Consider the following 20,017-nt stretch of genomic DNA (forward strand, 5'->3'; position numbering starts at 1 on the left):
TATTCTAGGTGGTGTATTAATCATGATTGAAGAGAAACAACAACTCGAAAATGCTGTCAATGAAGCATTAATATTTGCTCAACAACTGGGCGTCGATCAGGCTGAAGTTGCCCTGGGAAAATCAACGGGAATTTCCGTAAATACACGTTTAGGCGAAGTTGAAAATATTGAGTTTAATCATGATGGGGCGATGGGAATCAGCGTTTATCTGAATCAGTGTAAAGGTAGCGCATCCACTGCTGATTTAAGTCTCGAAGCTATTCATGCAAGTGTTAAAGCCGCGGTTGATATCGCTAAATTTACCAGTAAAGATCCCTATGCAGGTTTACTGGATCCTGAAAGTTTGGAAACGGCTCCCCTTGACCTGGATCTTTATCATCCGACTCGCTGTACGACTGAAGATTTTCTGGCAATTGCCAAAGAGTGTGAAGATATCGCACTATCCAGCGATTCTCGCATTGTTAACTCTGACGGAGCGGCATTTAACAGCCATGCAAGCATTAAGGTGTACGGCAATAGTAATGGTTTTCTGCACAGTTATGCAACTAGCCGTCATAGCCTGAGCTGTATGCTGATTGCACAGCAGCAGCAGGAGATGCAACGGGATTATAGCTACACCAGCGGCCGTGATGTAAAGGATTTGCTCTCAGCTAAGTGGGTCGCTGAAGATGCGGTAAAACGTACTGTGGAACGTTTGGGTGCAGCTAAAATAAACACCCAGGAGAGTCCGGTTATTTTTGCCCCGGAAGTGGCAAGCGGTTTATTCGGTCACCTGGTTAGCGCCATCAGCGGTATGAGTTTATATAAAAAATCGAGTTTTTTGCTGGATAGTTTAGATACGCAAATCTTCCCGAAGTGGATGCAGATAGCTGAGGATCCGCATATTATTAAAGGTATTGCCAGCAGTCCATATGATCAGGAAGGTGGCAAAACCACTAAGCGTAATATTATTGAAGACGGCATATTACAGACCTATCTGTTACCCGGTTACGCTTCCCGCAAATTGAACATGAAAAGTACCGGTCATGCAGGCGGTATTCATAATTGGTTTATTAAAACAGGTAATTTAGACCTGGCCGGGCTGTTTAAAGAGATGGGCAACGGTTTGTTTGTAACCGAATTGATGGGGCAGGGGGTGAATATGGTGACCGGAGATTATTCCCGCGGCGCATCAGGTTTTTGGATTGAAAATGGGGTGGTTGCTCATCCTGTGCATGAAATAACCATTGCCGGTAATTTAAAAGAGATGTTTATGGGGATTGTTGGAGTGGCTAATGATGTTGACCAGCGCAGTAGTCTTAAAACCGGCTCTATTTTAATCAATAAAATGAAAATAGCAGGGCAATAATATATATAACGCAAAAAAGCCTGTTTTAGAAACAGGCTTTAGTAAGCAAGAGTTATTGATTATGCAGAATAAAGGCTTCAGGGTAGATGTTTTTCATTTTGGCCAATATATTCTCTGCTTTTAATTGGCTGTTAAAGGGGCCTAAGCGTAATTTATAAAGCTTATCTTCACGGATAAATGAACTTGCCACCTGATATTGTTGACTGTGTGCCTTACCTAAATCATTCGCTTTATCGGGCAAAGAGGTGACCAGGTATTGAATGAAATACTCACCGTTAAACTGATTTGCCGAATCTTCCTCTGCAGGAAAATGCAGCAGGTTTATTTCAACTTCCGCCGTACCATTTTTTAATATACCCAGTTTATGCGCTGCAGCGTAGGAAAGATCAATAATCCGCCCTTCATGGAATGGTCCCCGGTCATTGATCCGCACAGTTATCTGCCTGTTATTTTCCAAATTTTTGACAGTAACATAACTGGGCAACGGCAGGTTTTTATGAGCGGCACTCATGGTAAACATATCATAACGCTCACCGTTGGAGGTTAAGTGACCATGAAATTTATTGCCATACCATGAGGCTTTGCCCCGTTCGGTCAGCTCTGTAATCCCCGTCAGTACTTTATAATCAATCCCCCGTACGTTGTAATCCTTATTACCACCAATAGAATAAGGCTCATAACGGGGATTGACGTCTTCAACATGACCTAATGGCGGAATGTTATCCGGGCTGTGATCCTGCTCTATTTGGTAACGACCCTTAGAAGTATAGGAGCTGCACGCAACAAGCATACTGACCAGCAGAAACACTATCGATATTTTAAATTTGTTCATTTTTTCTTACTTAGAATTAAAACGTTTATGGGTATTGATTGACATTAGTACGCCAAAACCTGCGATTAAAGTCACAATCGAGGTGCCTCCGTAGCTTATTAACGGCAGTGGGACACCAACCACGGGTAATAAACCGCTTACCATACCAATATTTACAAACACATAAACAAAAAAGGTCAGGGTAATGCTGCCCGCCACTAATTTTGTGAAGCTATCCTGTGCTTTATTTGCTATCCACAACCCCCGGCCAATGATAAACAGATAAACAGATAACAGTACTAAGATGCCCAGAAAACCAAACTCTTCAGAAAAAACGGAAAAGATAAAATCGGTATGCCGTTCAGGTAAAAATTCAAGTTGAGATTGTGTTCCCTGTAACCAGCCTTTGCCTGAAAGGCCGCCGGAGCCAATGGCAATTTTAGACTGGATAATATGGTATCCCGCACCGAGGGGATCAGATTCCGGATCGAATAGCGTTAACACCCGGCCGCGTTGGTAATCATGCATTAAATAAAACCATAAAATGGGAATAAATGCGAGCACAGCCGCTGCTGCAACAGCAATATATAACCAGGAAATTCCTGACAGGAAAAGCACAAAGATACCCGATGAGGCTACTAATATTGACGTGCCTAAATCTGGTTGCACGGCAATTAAAAGGGTCGGAATAAGCACAATTAACAGGGAGATAAAAATATCTTTCAAACGGGGAGGCAAGTTATACTCACTAATATAATAAGCGACCATAAAAGGCATGATCAGTTTCATAATTTCAGATGGTTGAAACTTCGTGAAACCGAGGTCTAACCAGCGTTGGGCACCTTTGCCGACGTGCCCGAAGACCAACACCGCGATCAGCATTAAAACAATAATGATAAAAATCGCCGGTGTCCAGCGCTGGTAAATTTCAGGCGGAATTTGTGCTATTAAAAACATTACACCGAGCGCGATAGATAAGCGAATGACTTGCCTTAACAGCATTTCATCTCCTCCCACCGAATAAAGAACGGTGAGACTTAACCCCATTAACGAAAATAACCCGATTAAAAGCAGAGGGTCGATGTGTAAGCGATAGAAAATACTCTTTTGAGCCTGGGTGCTGACCATGATTATAAACCTGCTGATTGCATAACAGGTGAGGAGACTTTGTTAGCAAAATGTTCATCAAATAAGGCGCGTACAATAGGAGCTGCGTTACTGCTCCCGCCCCCCGCGTTCTCTAACACAACCGTCGCAACCACCTCAGGTGAATCAAAAGGAGCAAATGCAACAAACATCGCGTTATCGCGATGGCGTTCATCTATTTTATCCGCATCATATGTTTCATTTTCTTTTATATTAATAACCTGGGCGGTACCTGATTTACCGGCGACGGAATAGGTGCTGCCGGAAAATGCTTTATAAGCTGTACCGGATTTTTTACCCGTCACACCATGCATCGCATCCAGAGCTATTTTCCAGTAATGAGCATCTTTCAGCTGGATCGCTGTTTGTGGTGTTACTTCGGGTACAACCGGGCCTGCATCAGAAATAATAGATTGCAGCATCTGCGGCTCGAGTAACTCACCTTTACGGGACAAAATAGCCGTTGCTTTAGTTAATTGAATCGGGGTGACGGTCCAGTAACCTTGCCCGATACCCACCGAAATAGTGTCACCGTCATACCAGGGCTCTTTAAAGCGTGCTTTTTTCCATTCCCGTGAGGGCATAATAGCTTTAGTCTCTTCGCCGATGTCAAGACCGCTGTAATTGCCAAAACCAAATTGTTGCATAAAAGGACTGATCCGATCGATCCCCATTTTATAAGCGGTGTGATAGAAAAAAGTATCACAGCTTTCCTCTATCGCATGATAAACATCGACATTTCCGTGACCCCAACGCTTCCAGTCGCGAAAGCGCCGTTTAGAATTTGGTACAATCCACCAACCCGGATCGTATATTTCTGTTTTTTCAGTAATGACACCGGTATCCAAGGCTAATAAGGCCATTTGCGGTTTAATGGTGGAAGCTGGCGGATAGCGTCCCTGAGTAGCCCGATTAATTAAGGGACGATCTTTTGACTGCAGAAGCTCCTGGTATTGTGAAACCCCGATGCCTTTTACAAAAAGGTTAGGATCGTAGCTTGGGCTTGATACCAGACTTAAAACCCCGCCTGTTCTAGCATCCATCACTACCACACTGCCACGGTTTTCACCTAATAGCTGTTGTGCTTTTAATTGCAGTTTTACATCAAGGTTTAATATAATGTCTTTTCCGGGAACCGGGGGAGTGAAGCTAAGGGTGCGGATCACTTTACCCCAGCTATCGACCTCAACCTGACGCTGACCGGGTTGCCCATGTAATAAATCTTCATAATACTTTTCTATCCCCAGTTTACCGATATATTCAGTGGCTCGGTAACGTGCACTTTCACCTTTCTCTTCAATGCGCTGCAGGTCAGTGCTATTAATTTTGGCGATATAACCCAGCGCGTGGGTGAAAGTATCACCAAAAGGATAAAAACGTTTAAGATTAGCCTGAATTGAAAATCCTTTAAACTTGTGCTGATTAACACTAAAAATAGCGACATCTTTTTCGCTTAATTGCTGGCGAATGACGATTGCTTTGAAGGATCTTGCATTGCGGTTATGGGTATAAAAATTTTTTATTTCCTGATCTGTTAAGGCTAATAATTTTTGCAGCTCAAGAATATTTTTTTCTAAATTTTCAGTTTTATTAACAATTACCTGCAGATTATAAACCGGACGGTTCTCGGCAATAATAATGCCATTGCGATCGTATATGAGACCTCTATTTGGCGGAATCGTCTGCACACTGATGCGGTTTGCATTAGAGCGGGTCTGATATTTGTTAAAAGAGGTTATCTGCAGGTAATAGAGGTTACTGATCAAAATACCAATGGCAACCATTATGGCGATAAAAATAACCAAAGTACGGCGCATAAACAATGCGGATTCTGCGGAATGATTCCTTATGTTGATGCGTTTTTTAACCACGTTTATTTATTCTCTATGGTAGGGGTGGTTAATCGTTAAAGTAAAAGCGCGATACAAGCTTTCAGCTACGATAATCCGGACTAACGGGTGGGGTAAGGTTAAAGCCGACAGCGACCAGCGTTGTTCTGACTTTTCAATACATTCAGGTGCGAGCCCTTCAGGACCACCAATTAATAAACTGATATTTCTCGCATCTAACTGCCATTTGTTCATTTCATCGGCAAGTTGTTCTGTTGTCCATGCTTTTCCTGTTACCTCAAGTGTGACAATTTTATTACCTTTAGGGATCGCTGCCAGAGTCAATTCCCCCTCTTTTTTCAATATCCTTTTTATGTCTGCATTTTTACCACGCTTTCCTGCATTGATTTCCAGCAATTCAAGCTGCATCTCTTTAGGAAAGCGCCGGGCATATTCCTGATATCCTTTTTCAACCCAGTCGGGCATCTTTGTGCCGACTGCGATTAACTGAATTTTCATTAAGCTGAATGTTCCCAAAGTTTTTCAAGTTGATAAAACTGTCTTGTTTCATCCTGCATCACGTGTACAACAATATTGCCCAAGTCCAGTAATACCCACTCACTGCCTTCTAAACCTTCGATGCCCAGCGCAGGTTCGCCTGCATTCTTGGCTGCCAGTGCTGTTTGCTCTGCTACAGAGCGAACGTGGCGCTTAGAATTACCGGTACAGATAATCATAGTGTCAGTGACATCTGAGGTTTTTGAAACATCGATCACCGTAATATCTTTCGCTTTCATATCTTCAAGTTGTTGTAATACAAATTTTATCAATTGTTCGTCTTGCAAAGGGAATTCCTTTATTAATAGAGTAAAAATTTTAATTAGTTGCGCAGTATATCACGACCAATCTCTGCCTTGATAGTCTTGTTGAGTATTTGATTTTTTTAAATTCACCTTAATTACCTGTTTAAATGCAGCCATCTGCCCGGTAGCACTAAATAATGAAATCCATTGCTTGCAAAAGCGCCATACTTTATTAGACTTCAAAGAAATGTGGGGAAAAGTGTATTATTGTGGGTATTTTTTCTCTAAAGCGCATCTTTTTCATTAAAATTACCATATGGATCTTATATAGTTATGCTGCGCGGTGCTAATGCAATCAATCTCGATACTAAAGGAAGAATCGCAATTCCAACACGATATCGCGACTGGCTGGCAGATACCTGCCAGGGGCAGTTTGTGTGCACTATTGATATCCAGTCGCCCTGTTTACTGATCTATCCGCTTAATGAATGGTTGTTGATTGAACAGAAATTGCGTGCTTTATCGAGTACCAACCCGCAGGAGCGCCGAATACAGCGTCTTATTTTGGGCTATGCAACAGAAAGTGAATTGGACAAAAGTGGGCGAGCTTTAATCGCACCAATCCTCAGACAACATGCAAAATTACAAAAAAAAGTAATGTTGGTTGGGCAGTTAAATAAATTTGAATTGTGGGATGAAGAGATGTGGAATCAACAAATACAAGATGATTTACAGGATGGTTTGCCGTCAGGAGAAGAATTAAGTGCAGGATTAAGGGAGTTTTCACTTTAATGGCTAAACATATCACAGTATTGCTTGATGAAGCGGTGAACGGCTTAGGTTTAAAAAAAGACGGTATATATGTAGACGGTACTTTCGGACGTGGTGGTCACTCCCGCCATATTCTTGCTCAATTGGGCGAACAGGGCAGGTTGATTGCAATTGACCGCGATCCTCGCGCCATTGAAACCGGTGAAGCGCTGATGAAAGAAGATCCGCGTTTTACTATTATTCATGGTCCTTTTTCTGGCCTGGCTGAATATATAAAAGCCTTAGGGCTTGCCGGTAAAGTTGATGGAGTATTACTGGATCTTGGTGTTTCTTCCCCGCAACTTGATGACGCTGAGCGTGGTTTTAGTTTTATGCGTGATGGCCCGTTGGATATGCGTATGGATCCGACATCGGGAATAAGTGCAGCAGAGTGGTTAGCAAAAGCGGATGCTGATGATATTGGTTGGGTATTGAAAACCTTCGGTGAAGAGAAGTTTGCTTACCGAATTGCCCGTGCCATTGTCGCAGACCGGGATGAAACCCCGTTTATACGCACACTGCAATTAGCTAAATTAATAGAGCGCCTCTGCCCCAAAAGAGAAAAGAAAAAACACCCGGCAACGCGCAGTTTTCAGGCTATTCGAATTTATATAAACAGTGAATTAGAAGAAATCCACAAAGTACTTGATGGTGCATTGGAGATATTAGCCATTGGCGGCCATCTGTCAGTGATCAGTTTCCATTCGTTAGAAGATCGGATCGTTAAACGTTTTATCCGCAAGCAGGAAAAGGGGCGTGAATACCCTCCCGGTCTGCCGTTAACAGAAGAACAGATGAAACAGGGCAAGACACTTAAATCACTCGGCAAAGCACTTAAACCAAGTGCACAGGAAATTAATGAAAACACACGGGCGCGCAGTTCCGTATTACGTGTTGCACAGAAAATAGCACAACCAGAGAGCGAGTGATGTGAATACACCGGATAAGAGTTTACTGTCTTTAATCGCCACTGATTTACGCAGAAATTTTTTTTCAGTTCTTCTGGGGATTTTGATTGTGTGCAGCGCAATTTACAATATTTATATTACCCATGAAACGCGCGGATTGGTTACTAAAATTGAGCGCTTATCGCAGGACAAAGACAATTTAATGATTGAGTGGCGAAATTTATTAATTGAAGAGCATACTCTGGATGAGCATAGCCGTATTCGTAGTATTGCAGTGAAGAAATTGTCCATGTCACAAACAACAAAAAATAACAGTGTGTTAGTGGAATTAAGATGAAAATTAGAAGGAATTTGAAAAGGCAGAAAATAAAGCTTCCGACGAGGAAGAAAAGTGTCTATGGAACGTTTTCATCAGGACGTTATATTTTTGTTTCAATTTTGGTTGCGGCGATTGCTGTATTATTGATCAGTCGCTTAGCTTATCTGCAGGTTATTGAGCCTGAATATCTCACTAATGAAGCGGACAAACGCAGTTTACGGGTGACAAAATCCGTCGCGCATCGTGGAAATATTGAAGACAGAAACGGTGAAGAGTTAGCGGTTAGTGTGCCCGCCTATGCGATTTGGGTGGATCCTAAAGTAGTGAAAGAGGAATTCGCTTTTAGCAAGCAGGAGTATCTGGAAAGTGTTGTTGTCAGTACTAAAACGGGTAAAGAAACACATCAAAAACAGTTATTCAACGAGTCAAAAAAATGGCCGGCTTTAGCTGAAGTGCTGGATATTGAATTTGATAAACTGGCTGAAATCATGCAAAAACCGCATGCCCGATTTGTTTACCTTAAACGCCAGGTAAATCAGCAAATTGTAGAATATATCAAAGAGTTACGATTGCCAGGTGTCTCGGAACAGCTGGAATCGCACCGTTTTTATCCTACCGGAGAAATTAACGCCAATATTTTAGGACTAACCGATCTTGATTCTCAGGGGATTGAAGGAATAGAAAAAAGTTATAATGATTATCTGCAGGGGCAAACCGGCAAAAAACGTGTACGTCAGGATCGCCTCGGTAATGTTATCGATAATATAGAGATCCTAAAAGTAAAAAAAGCAGCGGGTAATTTACAACTCAGTATTGATCAGCGAATTCAAGCGGTGGCTTATAGTGAGCTAAAAAGAGCCGTAAAAATAAACGATGCCACTTCCGGCTCGATCGTTGTGTTGGATGTTAATACAGGTGAAATTTATGCGATGGTAAACTATCCATCCTTTAATCCTAATGACCGCAATCAGTACCAGCCTTATAAACTAAGAAACCGTGCCATAACTGATACCTTTGAGCCTGGCTCAACGGTTAAACCCTTAGTGGTTTCCAGTGCTCTGATTTATAAAAAAACCGATGTTGACGAAGTCATTGATACGTCGCCGGGCTGGATGCACATTGGTGGGCGTCGTGTTCGTGATGGACATAATCTGGGTAAAATTGATCTGGCCATGATCTTGAAAAAATCCAGTAATATTGGAGTCAGTAAACTGGCATTACGCCTGCAGCCTGATCAGCTGCAGCAAACCTTTGCCGATTTTGGTTTTGGAGATGATACCGGTATCGGCTTAGTGGGTGAGAGTGCCGGTCGTTTGCCGATACGACGCCGCTGGTCTGATTTTGAGCTGGCGACGATGTCCTTCGGTTATGGCATAACCACCACCACCCTGCAGCTTGCCAAGGCCTATGCAATTTTGGGAAGCGGTGGTATAGATTATCCGACCTCAATCTTAAAAAATTCCACGCCGGTACAGGGAGAACAGGTGATCCCGAATCATATTGCCCGTGAGGTTGTGGAAATGATGGAAGGGGTCAGTGAAAAAGGGGGCACTGCGCCTAAAGCAAAAGTCGAGGGTTATCGAATTGCAGGTAAAACAGGCACTTCACGTAAAGCCGAAGCCGGTGGTTACGGAGACGATTATGTCGCGGTATTTGCCGGATTAGCCCCGGCAAGTAAACCGCGATTTGCTATTGCCGTGATGATTAATGAGCCGCAGGGTGACAGGTATTATGCCGGTGATGTTGCAGCACCTGTCTTTTCCAGCGTGATGAAAAGTACTCTTTTATTAAGTCATGTTCGTCCGGATGACGACAATGATCGTTATACCTATCTGGAGTCTAATTGAACATGCCTCACTATTCCGAGACCATTTTATTAGATGATTTAATCTCTCCCTGGTTAACAGCCTATGACAGTTCAATCATTGTCTCAGGATTAACTTTAGACAGCCGGATGATTGGCCGCGGTGATCTATTTGTTGCCATTCAGGGCGCGCAGCATGATGGCCGTAATTTTATTGCTAACACTATTAAAATGGGCGCCTGTGCCGTGTTGTCGGAAACTAAAGATAAATCTGAACATGGCAAGGTCAGATTAGTCTCAGGTGTGCCGGTGTTCGAAGTTTATAATCTCCCTGAAATATTAAGTGCGTTGGCATACCGTTTTTTTTTCGGGAAAACAAAATTACACAAAGTGATCGCGGTAACCGGCACCAATGGTAAAACAACTATCGCCACTCTGTTAGCCAATTGTTTTACTTTATTGGGCAGGCAAAGTGCCCAGATGGGGACTATTGGTAACGGTTTATTCGGCCAGCTAAAAAGCAGCTTAAATACGACGTTAGATGCGATATCTGTGTTCTCTGAATTGCGCCGGTACCAGCAGCAGGGAGTCGAATATACGATAATGGAGGTCTCTTCACATGGACTGGATCAAGGCCGTGTATCTGCATTACCTTTTTTAAGCGCAATTTTCACCAATTTAACCCGCGATCATCTTGATTATCACGGCTCTATGGAGCGCTACGCGTCGGCCAAAAAATCTCTGTTTGAAAAGTTTCCGTTAAAGCAGCGCATCATTAACGTGGATGATCCTACCGGTGCCCAGTGGTTGGCTGATTTTCCCGATGCAATAAGTTATGGTTTTAAGGCCGATGTGTTAACTAAAAAGCAGTCTTATTTACGTATAACTGATGTAGATTATCATACTCAAGGTATTGATTTTTCATTCAAGTCAAGCTGGGGAGAAGGTAAAATATCAGCTCCTTTTTATGGCGATTTTAATGTCGCGAATTTAGCGGCTGTATTAACCCAGTTGCTGGTCGAAAATATCAGCATAGCGCAGGCAGAAAAAATATTTCCGAAATTAAATACCGTACCCGGTCGCATGGAGCAGTACCATTTTGCCAAGCGTAATATCACCTTCGTAGTTGATTATGCCCATACGCCCGATGCATTAGAGAAAGCCTTATTAGCGCTGCAGAAGCATAAATCTGCAGGCCGACTTATCTGTGTTTTTGGCTGTGGCGGTGATCGCGATAGTGGTAAACGTCCGCAAATGGCTGCAGTTGCCGAAGCCTATGCGCAAAAAGTAGTTTTGGTTGATGATAATCCGCGTACTGAAAGCGCTGTTTGTATCGTTGAGGATATCCTGCAGGGGTTTACAGACCCGCAGCGGGTTGAGGTTATTCATGATCGTCAGAAGGCGGTGAATTTTTTATTAAATTCCGGACAGTCTGGTGATATTGTACTGCTCGCCGGAAAAGGCCATGAAGATTACCAGATTTTTGGTAAACAACGTGTTTATTACAGTGACAGAGCATTATTAGCCGCATTACAAAAAGCTGAGTGACTTGCTGTTACCAGATAAAAATAATAAAAAGGTATTAACATGATCAGCTTAACACTTGCTGAAATAGCGAAAGCAACAGATGGGCAGGTTATTAATTGCACTGAGCAACAGGTTGTTATTAATAATATCAGTACCGATACAAGAAAAATTCAATCTGGCGATCTCTTTATCGCTTTGCGTGGGGGTAATTATGATGCCCACCAATTTTTAGACCTCGCCGCAAAACAAGGCGCAGCTGCTTTATTGATTGAACAGAAAACAGCAAGCGGGTTACCCTGTATTGTCGTAAAAGATACCCGCATCGCCTTAGGTTTATTAGCCACCTATGTCAGGCAGAAAATCCCGCATCTGAAGTGTGCAGCGATTACCGGCAGTAACGGTAAAACTACTACAAAAGAGTTACTTAGTGAAATATTACGCAGCCATGCCGGTAATAATGAAAGTGTCTTAGCCACTGCCGGCAATTTCAATAATGATATTGGCTTACCCCTTACTTTATTGCGTTTAACTGAAAAAATCAGTTATGCCGTGGTGGAATTAGGCGCAAACCATGCTGGTGAGATTGCTTATACATCCAAACTTGCCCGCCCCGATGTGGCATTAATCAATAATGTGATGCCCGCTCATCTTGAAGGTTTCGGCTCTCTGGAAGGGGTTGCCCGGGCGAAGGGGGAGATCTGGTCAAGTCTCGGGGAAAATGGGATAGCTGTGGTGAACCTGGATGCAAATTTTGCCAACGATTATTTGCAGCAACTGCAGCAGTTAAACCGTCAATATTTAACTTTTTCTACGGCGGATACTAAAGCGGATCTGTATGCGGCAGATATCCATTTTGATCCGTCAGGTAAAGCTGCTTTTGTTTTAAATCTGCCCTTTGACGGGGAACGCCAGGCGGTTAATATCCAGTTAAATTTAGCCGGGTTGCATAATGTCAGTAATGCCCTGGCAGCCGCTTCAATGGCGATAGCGTTAGGCTGTCAGCCTGCGGCCATTCAAGCCGGTTTGAGTGCTGTGAAACAGGTTGGCGGTCGGGTTGATTGTTGCCAAATCGGCGAATTGATTACCTTAATCGACGATAGTTATAACGCTAACTCTGCTTCTGTGAAAGCGGCTATCGATCTGCTAATGCAATATCCTACTGCCCGCCTTCTTATTCTCGGCGATATGGCAGAGCTGGGGAACTTTAGCGACAATGAACATGCACTGATTGGTGAATATGCCGCGCACAAAGGGATTCAGGGCCTGATGACGGTCGGTCAGTTGACCTTGAAAACCCATCATGCTTATTTGCAGGCCGGCGGTGGCGAAGCAGTACATTTCACTGATAAAGATCAGCTAAATAGTTACCTGCAGGATGTATTGTTACAACAAAATGAAAAGCTGACGATTCTGGTGAAAGGCTCTCGTGGTGCAAAAATGGAAGAGCTGGTCAACTTTATTAAACATGCTGCGCAATAAATTCGGCCATCGATGTGCCAACAATAATGATCATTAATCAACAGGATATAAGACTATGATAGTCTGGTTAGCAGAGTTACTTTCGAACCATTTTACATTTTTTAATGTACTGACATATTTGTCAGTGCGGACAGTGATGGCGGTATTAACCGCATTAGCATTTTCATTGTTTTTCGGACCTAAATTAATCCGTTTTTTGCAAAAATTTCAGATCGGGCAAGTTGTACGCAATGATGGTCCCGAATCTCATTTCAGTAAGGCGGGAACGCCTACCATGGGCGGTATTTTAATTCTCGGGGCAATCTCTTTTGCAAGCTTATTATGGGCGAGGCTGGATAACCATTATGTGTGGATCGTGCTCTTTACCACTCTTGCATTTGGCGCCATTGGTTTTATGGATGATTATTTAAAAGTGATTCGCAAACATCCTGACGGTTTAATCGCCCGCTGGAAATATTTCTGGCAATCGGTTAGCGCATTGATCATCGCCGGGGTTTTGCTGTTCACCGCTTCCTCACAGGCTGAACTCACTTTTGTAATGCCGTTTTTTAAAGAATATATGCCTTATCTGGGCATGGCTTTTATTCCTTTAGTTTATTTCACTGTGGTAGGCAGCAGTAATGCGGTTAATTTAACCGATGGGTTAGACGGCTTAGCGATTATGCCCACAGTGATGGTTGCTGCGGCATTTGCATTAATTGCTTACCTGACCAGCCATGTAAATTATGCTCATTATTTATATATTCCCTATATCCCTAAAGCCAGTGAATTGGTGATTATCTGCGGCACTGTTGTCGGGGCCGGTTTAGGGTTCTTATGGTTCAATACTTACCCTGCACAAGTTTTTATGGGGGACGTCGGCTCTCTCGCACTTGGGGCTTTACTCGGTGTAATTGCTGTTTTGGTGCGGCAGGAGGTTTTGCTGGTTATTATGGGCGGGATCTTTGTGGTCGAAACACTGTCGGTCATCCTGCAGGTGGGGTCCTATAAAATGCGTAAACGGCGCATTTTTAGAATGGCGCCAATTCACCATCATTATGAGAAAAAAGGTTGGCCTGAGCCGCGAGTAATTGTCCGTTTCTGGATTATTACCATTGTTTTAGTCTTAATCGGTTTAGTGACACTAAAGGTACGTTAACATGTCTAGTCAGCAGATTGCAGTTGTAGGGCTTGGAGAAACCGGATTATCCTGCGTTAACTTTCTATTAAAGCAGGGGAAACAAGTCACCGTATTTGATACTCGCCAGAGTCCGCCTGGGCAGGACAAACTTAGTTCTGGCGTTAAGCTTATTAAAGGGCCGTTGAGCGGTGAGTTACTTGCTCAATTTGATCTGCTTATTGCCAGTCCCGGTATTGCATTGGCAACACCGGCATTACAATTTGCAGCTGTAAAAGGTCGTGAGATTATTGGAGATATTGAGTTATTTGCCCGGCAGCTTAAAGAGCCAGCTTATGCGCACGCCAAGTTAGTGACTATTACCGGTTCAAACGGCAAGAGTACGGTGACCAGTTTATTGGGTGAGATGGCCGCGGCAGCAAAGGTAAAGGTTGCTGTCGGCGGTAATATTGGTGTTCCTGCCCTGGATTTACTGGCACCGGAGGTCGACTTATATGTTCTGGAGTTATCCAGTTTCCAGCTGGAAACAACATCTTCATTAAACGCTGATATCGCGACGATCTTAAATGTCAGTGAGGATCATATGGATAGATATGACTCTTATCAGCATTATATTGCTGCAAAACAGCGTATCTATAAGCAGAGCAAGATGGCTTTGTTTAACCGCGATGACAAGTTAACTTACCCTGAAAAACACAGCCCTAATAATGTGAGTTTTGGTTTCGATCAAGGTTGTTACGGTCTGATCAAAGATGCAGATGGCGAGGTATTTTTAGCTGAAGAGGACGTGCCGGTACTGGCTGTCAGGGCACTAAAATTAAGCGGCAAGCACAATTGGATGAATGCCCTGGCTGCTTTTGCCTTGGGTAAAGCGGTCGGTTTAAGTGAAGCTGCAATGTTAACCACTCTGCAGCACTATGGCGGTTTGGCGCATCGCTGTGAGTTTGTTGCGCAGATAGACAATGTCCGCTGGATAAATGACTCAAAAGCGACCAATGTCGGTGCAACGCAAGCCGCATTGGCCGGATTATCGGAAACCATCACAGGTGATGTGCATGTGATATTAGGCGGAGCTGGCAAAGGTGCTGATTTTAGTGAGTTATCGGCCGTCCTGCACGAGGTTCATGGCGCGATTATCTGTTTTGGGGCAGATGGAGATAAAATAGCCAAACAGAATAAACGTGCGCAACTGGTGGAGAATTTAGATCAAGCCGTTGCCAAGATTTACCTGATGGCAAAACCGGGCGATCTGGTTATATTAAGCCCGGCCTGCGCCAGTTTAGATATGTATAAAAACTTTATGGCTCGAGGTGACCATTTTAAATCTTTAGTTAAAGCATTAGCAGCGGGAAAAGCTGATGAAGTTATTTAACCGGATACGCCATCGCTTCAGCGGCAATCCGTCGCAGCCTTATGATCAGCAGCTGCTAATCGTCACCTTTACTCTGATGTGTATAGGTCTGGTTATTGTCGCTTCTTCCTCTATTCCTGAGGGTATTGCTTTATCATCTGATCCGTTTCGTTTTCTAAAGCGCCATGCCGTTTACCTGATACTCTGCCTGATACTGTTGTGCGCTGTTGTTAATGTGCCCATGCAGCGCTGGTATAACTATCAGAGTATTATCCTTTTTTTGGCTTTTTTCGGATTGTTTGCGGTACTGATAGTCGGCACTGAAGTCAATGGTGCTCACCGCTGGTTACGTCTTGGCCCGGTCAATATTCAACCCTCAGAGTTTTCCAAACTTGCCATTATTTTCTTTCTAGCCAGTTACCTGTGTCGCCGCCAAAAAGAAGTGATTGATACTATTAAAGGTTTTATTAAACCATTGATAATATTGTTCTTTTTTTCATTATTGCTAATGTTGCAACCGGATTTAGGGTCAACGGTGGTGATTGTTATTGTGATGATGGGCATGCTCTTTATTGCCAATGCCAGACTGATTTCATTTATTGGTATTGGCGTTGCTATGTTAACTGTTATTGTTGTTTTGATCCTCACCTCTCCCTACCGTATGGCGCGTGTTTTTGGATTTTTAGATCCTTGGGCAGATCCCTTCGGTCGAAGTTACCAATTAACACAATCTCTGATGGCTTTTGGACGCGGCGGCTGGTTTGGTGAAGGGTTAGGCAACTCGGTACAAAAATTAGAATATCTGCCGGAAGCACATACCGATTTTATTATGGCAATACTTGCCGAAGAATTAGGTTTTGTTGGTGTGAGTATTGTTATTATTTTAGAATTTGTGCTGGTTTATAAAGCCTTTTCGATCGGTAAAAAAGCACTCCAGCAGACGGCTGTTTTTTCCGGTTATGTTGCTATTGGGATTGCCATCTGGTTTGCTTTTCAAACAGCGGTAAATGTCGGTGCGGCGTCAGGCATTGCGCCGACCAAAGGATTAACACTGCCTCTGGTCAGTTATGGCGGTTCAAGCCTGATCACTATCGCGGTGGCCGTCGGTTTATTATTACGCATTGATTTCGAAACACGTTTTGCTGCAAAAAACGTGAGAAAAAAAGCCAAAAGCCCCCGGAAACCTAAATTAAAAGAAATAAAAGATGAAGTCGAGACACACTAAAAAAACATTACTGGTAATGGCCGGCGGTACCGGGGGACATGTTTTTCCTGGTCTTGCGGTGGCTGATGCACTAAAAGAGCAGGGCTGGCAAGTGAGTTGGTTGGGTACAGCGGATCGTATGGAGGCACAACTTGTTCCTGAACACGGTTATGAAATTGATTTCATTGATATCGCCGGGGTACGGGGAAACGGTTTAAAGCGTCTGTTGATGGCGCCAATACGCATTATTAAATCTATTTGGCAGGCGCGTGCGGTATTAAAAAAACGCCATGTCGATTTGGTCTTGGGAATGGGCGGTTTTGCCAGCGGACCGGGTGGTATCGCTGCCTGGACAATGGGGATACCGGTGATTTTACATGAGCAAAATGCCGCAGCAGGCTTCACCAACCGAATTTTATCACGTTTTTCTAAACGGGTTTTAATGGGATTTTCGGGGGCCTTTGATCATAAAAAAGCTATGTTGGTAGGTAACCCCGTGCGTAAGCAACTTGTAGCGTTGCCCGGTAAAAAGATATCCCCTGAGAATAGCCCGCTGAATATTCTGGTTGTCGGCGGCAGTTTAGGCGCTAAGGTATTAAATGATCTATTACCTTTAGTTTTCAGTACCTTTGCAGATAGACAATTGAATATTCTCCATCAAAGCGGCAAAGGCCATTATCAGGCTTTACAAGAGAGCTATCAACAACGCCGGGTTAAGGCTGACGTAAAAGAGTTTATTGCTGATATGGCCAGTGCTTATGCCTGGGCCGATTTGGTTATTTGCCGCGCCGGAGCATTGACCGTTGCGGAGATCGCTGTGGTAGGCTTACCGGCTATTTTTGTGCCTTTACCACATGCTGTTGATGACCATCAAACTAAAAATGCGCAATATCTCGTTGATCAGGGCGCGGCGGTATTAATTCCACAAAAAGAGCTGACTGAAGAAAAATTAAGTGATTATTTGCGTACATTCCTACAAAATAGAGGATTACTGACTGAAATGTCCCAAAAGAGCAAGAAAATAGCAATTACTGATGCTACTGAGCGTGTTACTGCTATCTGTAACCAATTAGTTTAAGCAACATGCTATGCATTATTATTGCTGATAACTTTATTTTATAAAAGTGACTTATTATGACGAAAATCGATCTAACCCAAATCCGTACCATGATACCCGAAATGCGCCGTGTGAAACAAATCCATTTTGTCGGCATCGGTGGTGCAGGTATGGGCGGTATTGCCGAAGTATTAGCCTATGAAGGTTATAAAATATCAGGTTCAGATATTGCCGAAAATCCGGTCGTTGATCGATTACGTTCACTTGGCGCTGAAATTTTTATCGGACATCGCCAGGATAATATATATGGGGCTTCAGTGGTGGTGGTTTCAACGGCAATAAAAGCGGATAACCCCGAACTGTTAGCTGCCCGGCAGGCTCGAATTCCAGTGGTTCGCCGTGCAGAAATGCTGGCTGAGCTGATGCGTTATCGCCATGGTGTCGCCGTTGCGGGAACACATGGTAAAACCACGACAACAAGCTTAATAGCCAGTATTTACGGGCAGGCTAAGCTGGATCCCACCTTCGTTATCGGGGGGTTATTAAATAGCGCCGGTACTAATGCAAAATTAGGACAAAGTCGCTATTTAATTGCTGAGGCAGATGAAAGCGATGCTTCATTTTTACATTTACAGCCTATGGTTGCCGTGGTAACAAATATTGAAGCAGATCATATGGATACCTATCAGGGGGATTTTGAAGTATTAAAAGACACTTTTATCCGCTTTATACATAATCTGCCTTTTTATGGCACGGCCGTGGTGTGTTTAGACGATCCTGTTATTGAGAAATTAATTCCCCATTTTTCCCGCCAAACGATAACTTATGGTTTTCATGAACAGGCTGATGTACGCATTTCGGGCTTTTTACAAAGCGTGAATCGCAGTGAGTTTTTAGTGCATCGAATTAATAAGCCGGTCTTGAAAATCCAGTTGAATCTGCCTGGTAAACATAATGCGTTAAACGCTGCGGCCGCGATTGCTGTTGCAATGGAAGACAATATTGATGATGCGTCAATTTTATCCGCTCTTAATGAATTTGCCGGTATCGGCCGCCGTTTTGAACAATATGGTGAATTTGAAACGGGACGCGGTAAAGCTATTTTAGTTGATGATTACGGGCACCACCCGACAGAAGTACAAGCGACCATTAACGCTGCACGCGCGGGGTGGCCTGATAAACGCTTAGTAATGGCTTATCAACCACACCGGTACACCAGGACACGGGATCTTTATGAAGATTTCGCGCATGTTCTGGCACAAGTTGATCAACTTTTACTACTTGATGTTTATGCCGCAGGTGAAGCACCTATTAGCGGTGCCGATAGCCGCTCTTTATGTCGGACCATACGGCAGCGCAGCGGTAAAGAGCCTATTTTTGTCGCCAATCCGGAGGATCTGCCGGCGATGCTCGCCCAGATTATTGCTGAGGGTGATCTAGTCCTGACGCAAGGGGCTGGCAATATCGGCAAGGTGGTAAAAACCTTAGCTGAATTAAAACTAGATATAGAAAAAATGAAACAAGCGGGTAGCAGAGAATGAGTGTAGATTTTGGTAAGGTTGCTGTGTTATTTGGTGGTAACAGTGCGGAGCGGGAGGTTTCTTTAAGGTCCGGAAAAGCCGTGTTGAGTGCATTATTACGCCAGGGGGTTAATGCTTATGCCTTTGATCCTAAATTTGATGATATAACCGGGCTAAAAAAATTAAACTTTGACCGTGCTTTTATTGTTCTGCACGGTCGGGGTGGTGAAGATGGGGTGATACAAGGTTTTTTAACCACGTTGAATATCCCCTATACAGGTAGTGACGTATTGAGTTCGGCCATTGCCATGGATAAATCAAAAACCAAACAGATTTGGCAAAGCCTGCAGTTACCGACTGCGCCTTATCAAATTATTGAAAAAGACACCTTTAACTCAAGGCAAGCTGAAGATATACTCAAAAAATTATCAGGGACAGTAATGGTCAAGCCGGTTAATGAAGGTTCAAGTATCGGTATGGCAAAAGTGAGTAATGCAGGTGCGCTGATTGATGCTCTCAATGAAGCTTTTAAGTTTGATAATAAAGTGTTACTGGAAACGTGGATAACAGGTCAGGAATACACTGTGTCGATGTTAAATGGTAAAGCATTGCCGGCTATTCGGATGCAGACCAATAATGCTTTTTATGATTATCAGGCTAAGTATCAATCTAATGATACACAGTATCACTGTCCTTGCGGCCTTGAGCAGGATAAGCTGGAACAATTAAATCAACTGGCAAGTGATGCCTTTGCAGCCGTAGGTTGCAGCGGATGGGGGCGAGTTGATTTTATGCTGGATCAGTCAGGGCAATGGTATTTGCTGGAGGTTAATACCGTACCGGGCATGACTGAAACCAGTCTGGTGCCTAAGGCAGCTAAACAGGCCGGTTATGATTTTGACCAGCTTGTAATAGAAATTTTAAAGCAAACGCTGTAATACTATGTGGGATAAATTAAAAAAGATCAAAATTGGCAAATGGATA

18 protein-coding genes are annotated in these 20,017 nt (G+C 43.4%); 13 read left to right on the top strand and 5 right to left on the bottom strand.

Annotated features, from left to right (window positions below; all coding sequences use genetic code 11):
• Positions 1-22: 22 nt before the first annotated feature.
• Positions 23-1,348, top strand: a complete 1,326-nt coding sequence (gene pmbA / locus ABZA00_RS00235) for a metalloprotease PmbA (RefSeq protein WP_372880127.1) — start codon at positions 23-25, stop codon at positions 1,346-1,348.
• A gap of 52 nt (positions 1,349-1,400) precedes the next feature.
• Here the strand turns inward: pmbA and ABZA00_RS00240 are convergent, their stop codons facing one another.
• The 5 genes from ABZA00_RS00240 to rsfS are packed head-to-tail and all read right to left on the bottom strand — an operon-like array spanning position 1,401 to position 5,979.
• Positions 1,401-2,180, bottom strand: coding sequence for a septal ring lytic transglycosylase RlpA family protein (locus ABZA00_RS00240; RefSeq protein WP_372880128.1), 780 nt, complete (start codon positions 2,178-2,180; stop codon positions 1,401-1,403).
• A 6-nt stretch (positions 2,181-2,186) separates the two neighbouring features.
• Positions 2,187-3,287, bottom strand: a complete 1,101-nt coding sequence (gene rodA, locus ABZA00_RS00245; protein WP_372880129.1) for a rod shape-determining protein RodA — start codon at positions 3,285-3,287, stop codon at positions 2,187-2,189.
• 2 nt (positions 3,288-3,289) lie between these two features.
• Complete coding sequence (gene mrdA / locus ABZA00_RS00250; RefSeq protein WP_372880130.1) at positions 3,290-5,176, bottom strand: penicillin-binding protein 2; 1,887 nt, start codon at positions 5,174-5,176, stop codon at positions 3,290-3,292.
• Between the two features lie 6 nt (positions 5,177-5,182).
• Positions 5,183-5,653, bottom strand: coding sequence for a 23S rRNA (pseudouridine(1915)-N(3))-methyltransferase RlmH (gene rlmH / locus ABZA00_RS00255; protein ID WP_372880131.1), 471 nt, complete (start codon positions 5,651-5,653; stop codon positions 5,183-5,185).
• Entirely contained in the window at positions 5,653-5,979 is a 327-nt protein-coding gene (gene rsfS, locus ABZA00_RS00260; protein ID WP_372880132.1) for a ribosome silencing factor, read from the bottom strand. The genes rlmH and rsfS overlap by 1 nt, the downstream gene beginning before the upstream one ends.
• 291 nt (positions 5,980-6,270) lie before the next feature.
• Between rsfS and mraZ the strand changes: the two genes are divergently transcribed.
• Genes mraZ through ABZA00_RS00320 form a run of 12 tightly spaced genes read left to right on the top strand, consistent with a single transcriptional unit; the run spans position 6,271 to position 19,971 of the window.
• Complete coding sequence (gene mraZ / locus ABZA00_RS00265; protein WP_372880133.1) at positions 6,271-6,729, top strand: division/cell wall cluster transcriptional repressor MraZ; 459 nt, start codon at positions 6,271-6,273, stop codon at positions 6,727-6,729.
• Positions 6,729-7,676, top strand: coding sequence for a 16S rRNA (cytosine(1402)-N(4))-methyltransferase RsmH (gene rsmH / locus ABZA00_RS00270; protein ID WP_372880134.1), 948 nt, complete (start codon positions 6,729-6,731; stop codon positions 7,674-7,676). Before mraZ ends, rsmH begins: the two co-directional genes overlap by 1 nt.
• Before the next feature lies 1 nt (position 7,677).
• A complete protein-coding gene (gene ftsL, locus ABZA00_RS00275) occupies positions 7,678-7,992 on the top strand; it encodes a cell division protein FtsL (RefSeq protein ID WP_372880135.1) in 315 nt (104 codons plus the stop codon).
• Positions 7,989-9,821, top strand: a complete 1,833-nt coding sequence (locus tag ABZA00_RS00280) for a peptidoglycan D,D-transpeptidase FtsI family protein (protein ID WP_372880136.1) — start codon at positions 7,989-7,991, stop codon at positions 9,819-9,821. Before ftsL ends, ABZA00_RS00280 begins: the two co-directional genes overlap by 4 nt.
• Before the next feature lie 2 nt (positions 9,822-9,823).
• Positions 9,824-11,326: a UDP-N-acetylmuramoyl-L-alanyl-D-glutamate--2,6-diaminopimelate ligase gene (gene murE, locus ABZA00_RS00285; protein WP_372880137.1), complete on the top strand. Its 1,503-nt coding sequence runs from the start codon at positions 9,824-9,826 to the stop codon at positions 11,324-11,326.
• Between the two features lie 39 nt (positions 11,327-11,365).
• A complete protein-coding gene (gene murF / locus ABZA00_RS00290) occupies positions 11,366-12,784 on the top strand; it encodes a UDP-N-acetylmuramoyl-tripeptide--D-alanyl-D-alanine ligase (RefSeq protein WP_372880138.1) in 1,419 nt (472 codons plus the stop codon).
• A 55-nt stretch (positions 12,785-12,839) separates the two neighbouring features.
• Entirely contained in the window at positions 12,840-13,922 is a 1,083-nt protein-coding gene (gene mraY / locus ABZA00_RS00295) for a phospho-N-acetylmuramoyl-pentapeptide-transferase (protein ID WP_372880139.1), read from the top strand.
• Between the two features lies 1 nt (position 13,923).
• Positions 13,924-15,273, top strand: coding sequence for a UDP-N-acetylmuramoyl-L-alanine--D-glutamate ligase (gene murD / locus ABZA00_RS00300; protein WP_372880140.1), 1,350 nt, complete (start codon positions 13,924-13,926; stop codon positions 15,271-15,273).
• Positions 15,260-16,477: a putative lipid II flippase FtsW gene (ftsW, locus tag ABZA00_RS00305; RefSeq protein ID WP_372880141.1), complete on the top strand. Its 1,218-nt coding sequence runs from the start codon at positions 15,260-15,262 to the stop codon at positions 16,475-16,477. The genes murD and ftsW overlap by 14 nt, the downstream gene beginning before the upstream one ends.
• A complete protein-coding gene (gene murG / locus ABZA00_RS00310) occupies positions 16,458-17,534 on the top strand; it encodes an undecaprenyldiphospho-muramoylpentapeptide beta-N-acetylglucosaminyltransferase (RefSeq protein ID WP_372880142.1) in 1,077 nt (358 codons plus the stop codon). The genes ftsW and murG overlap by 20 nt, the downstream gene beginning before the upstream one ends.
• Positions 17,535-17,590: 56 nt before the next feature.
• Positions 17,591-19,054 (top strand): UDP-N-acetylmuramate--L-alanine ligase, encoded by a 1,464-nt coding sequence (murC, locus tag ABZA00_RS00315; protein ID WP_372880143.1) that lies wholly within the window; start codon positions 17,591-17,593, stop codon positions 19,052-19,054.
• Positions 19,051-19,971, top strand: a complete 921-nt coding sequence (locus tag ABZA00_RS00320) for a D-alanine--D-alanine ligase (RefSeq protein WP_372880144.1) — start codon at positions 19,051-19,053, stop codon at positions 19,969-19,971. Before murC ends, ABZA00_RS00320 begins: the two co-directional genes overlap by 4 nt.
• Positions 19,972-20,017: the final 46 nt, after the last annotated feature.

The sequence above is a fragment of the Psychromonas sp. genome (genome assembly GCF_041586535.1).
Classification (GTDB): domain Bacteria; phylum Pseudomonadota; class Gammaproteobacteria; order Enterobacterales; family Psychromonadaceae; genus Psychromonas.

What these genes read in the sequence shown, in the direction of transcription:
- pmbA (WP_372880127.1), top strand. Translation starts at nt 23, where the DNA reads ATGATTGAAGAGAAACAACAACTCGAAAATGCTGTCAATGAAGCATTA.
- ABZA00_RS00240 (WP_372880128.1), bottom strand. Translation starts at nt 2,180, where the DNA reads ATGAACAAATTTAAAATATCGATAGTGTTTCTGCTGGTCAGTATGCTT.
- rodA (WP_372880129.1), bottom strand. Translation starts at nt 3,287, where the DNA reads ATGGTCAGCACCCAGGCTCAAAAGAGTATTTTCTATCGCTTACACATC.
- rlmH (WP_372880131.1), bottom strand. Translation starts at nt 5,653, where the DNA reads ATGAAAATTCAGTTAATCGCAGTCGGCACAAAGATGCCCGACTGGGTT.
- mraZ (WP_372880133.1), top strand. Translation starts at nt 6,271, where the DNA reads ATGCTGCGCGGTGCTAATGCAATCAATCTCGATACTAAAGGAAGAATC.
- rsmH (WP_372880134.1), top strand. Translation starts at nt 6,729, where the DNA reads ATGGCTAAACATATCACAGTATTGCTTGATGAAGCGGTGAACGGCTTA.
- ABZA00_RS00280 (WP_372880136.1), top strand. Translation starts at nt 7,989, where the DNA reads ATGAAAATTAGAAGGAATTTGAAAAGGCAGAAAATAAAGCTTCCGACG.
- murE (WP_372880137.1), top strand. Translation starts at nt 9,824, where the DNA reads ATGCCTCACTATTCCGAGACCATTTTATTAGATGATTTAATCTCTCCC.
- murF (WP_372880138.1), top strand. Translation starts at nt 11,366, where the DNA reads ATGATCAGCTTAACACTTGCTGAAATAGCGAAAGCAACAGATGGGCAG.
- mraY (WP_372880139.1), top strand. Translation starts at nt 12,840, where the DNA reads ATGATAGTCTGGTTAGCAGAGTTACTTTCGAACCATTTTACATTTTTT.
- murD (WP_372880140.1), top strand. Translation starts at nt 13,924, where the DNA reads ATGTCTAGTCAGCAGATTGCAGTTGTAGGGCTTGGAGAAACCGGATTA.
- ftsW (WP_372880141.1), top strand. Translation starts at nt 15,260, where the DNA reads ATGAAGTTATTTAACCGGATACGCCATCGCTTCAGCGGCAATCCGTCG.
- murG (WP_372880142.1), top strand. Translation starts at nt 16,458, where the DNA reads ATGAAGTCGAGACACACTAAAAAAACATTACTGGTAATGGCCGGCGGT.
- murC (WP_372880143.1), top strand. Translation starts at nt 17,591, where the DNA reads ATGACGAAAATCGATCTAACCCAAATCCGTACCATGATACCCGAAATG.
- ABZA00_RS00320 (WP_372880144.1), top strand. Translation starts at nt 19,051, where the DNA reads ATGAGTGTAGATTTTGGTAAGGTTGCTGTGTTATTTGGTGGTAACAGT.